Annotated in this window: 1 protein-coding gene and 1 pseudogene; both read right to left on the reverse strand. The window is 74.1% G+C overall.

Translation table 11 applies throughout. From position 1 onward, the window contains the following. Nucleotides 1–418 (reverse strand): annotated as a pseudogene (locus tag ASG05_RS16690) (hypothetical protein); the annotation flags it as partial. A 114-nt stretch (nucleotides 419–532) separates the two neighbouring features. Then, on the reverse strand, nucleotides 533–1,880 hold a 1,348-nt coding region (locus ASG05_RS05080; RefSeq protein WP_162240627.1), incomplete at its 5' end, for a hypothetical protein.

Genomic DNA, 1,880 nt, shown 5'->3' on the forward strand with positions numbered 1-1,880 from the left:
ACGACAGGCCGGAGCCGTCGTGGTCGATCTCGCCCTGCACGTACGGGCGCACCGAGCTGTCGGGGCCGTAGTAGTCGACGTGACCACCCGTGATCGGGAACGAGAACGTCCCGTCGGTGAAGGTGGCCGTGCCGACGACGCCGGGGGTGAGGCCGAGCGAGGTGAGGGCTTCGACGAAGGACGAGTCGACCGCGACCTGGGTGTCGACGCCGTTCGACAGGTCGGCGATGGAGGCCGCGGGCAGCAGGCTCTCGCCCGGGCCGGGCTCGCGGGTCTGGTTCACGGGGTGGGTCGGAGCGGTGTTGTTGCTCTCGGAGTCCGAGGTCGAGGCACAGGCCGCGAGCGAGAACGCGAGGGCTCCGGTGGCGACGACGCCGAGGACGCCACGGCCGAGGGACGAACGGGTGGGGGTGCGCATGAGTGGTCCTTGTCTGTGCTGCCCGGTGGGGTTGATCGGTGTTCGACGCCCGGGCGGCGTCGGATGGGGCGAAGGGCGAGGGGGCGGGCCGGTCGGCCCACCCCCTCGCGCGGCTCACTCGTCTTCGGCGTAGAAGCGGTCGACCTTGCGGTGGTAGCGCTGCCCCAGCAGGCCACCGAGGACGGCGCCGCCGAAGCTGAGCACGACGACCAGTGCGAGGCCGATCAGGCCGGCGAGGGACGACGACTGCAGGTCGTCCATCGAGGGCACGAACGGGTTGGGCGACGACGAGTCGCCGGCCTGCGTGCCGACGACGCCGACGACCACGGCGAGGACGATCGTGATGACGAGCCCCCACAGCCAGGTCGCCAGCCCCTGCTTGAAGCCGCTGAAGCGGGCGATGCGCGACGCGGTGTAGCCGCCGAGGAGGTACCCGAAGAAGATGATCGCGAGCACCACGATGCCCGAGGTCAGCGCGAGCACGTCGGCGTTGTCGGTGGTGAAGGTGCGCAGGTCGGTCATCGCGGTCGAGCCCGAGGCGACCCCGCCCCAGGCCGCGAGGACGCCGCCGAAGATCGTGATCATGACGAGGCCGAAGCCGGTCGCCGCGAACCAGCCGAGCAGGCCGGCGCCGAAGCGGATGCCGCCGAACTCCTCCTTCTGCTGGGCCAGCAGTTCGCGGCGCACCGACACGTGGTCGATGCCCGAGTCCTTGACGAGGGGGTAGGCGTGGGAGTCGGTGTCGCGACCGGAGGCGGCACCCGCGGCCGCGCCTCCTGCGGCGGCCGCGGCGGGCGCCACGACCGTCGGGGCGTCCTGCCCGAACGAGGGCTGGCGGTCGGCGGCCGCGCGGTCGACGGCGTCGCGCTCGGCGTCCGAGCGGTCGTCGACATAGGCGTCGTGCCCGGACGAGGAGGCGCCGGTCGCCGCGGTCGCGGACGCCGCGGTGGCCGTGTCGTCACCGCGGTCACCCGTGGCGGGGTCTCCGGCCCGTGCGGCCTCGGCGGCCCGCAGCGCCTCGTCGTCGTGCAGGGGACGGCGGCTGCCGTCGGTCGACGCGGACCAGGCCCGCTGGGCGGGCTCGGACGGGGCGACCATGGGCACCGCCTCGGTGGGACGGTCGGCCTCGGTCGGACGGTCGGCCCCGTCGCGACCGGCCGAGGCCGCGTCGCGGTCGGACTCCGAGAGGACCTCGGTGTCGTTCCGGTCGGGGTCGTTCCGGTCGGGGTCCGAGGACGACTCGCCGTGCGACGACGAGGTGCCGTCGGAGGCCGAGTCGCCGGGGACGTACTCGGCCGGGACCGAGTCGGGCAGCGCCTCCTCGTCCGACTCGGTGCGGGTGTCGCGCGCCTCGGCCACCACGGGGCGGTCGTCGGCAGCGGCGACCGGTGCCTGCTGTGTCGGGGCGTCCGAGCCGAAGTCGACGGCCGGCTGCTGCTGCGTCGGGGCGTCCGAGCCGAAG

It is taken from the genome of Frigoribacterium sp. Leaf186 (assembly GCF_001423905.1).
Lineage (GTDB): Bacteria > Actinomycetota > Actinomycetes > Actinomycetales > Microbacteriaceae > Frigoribacterium.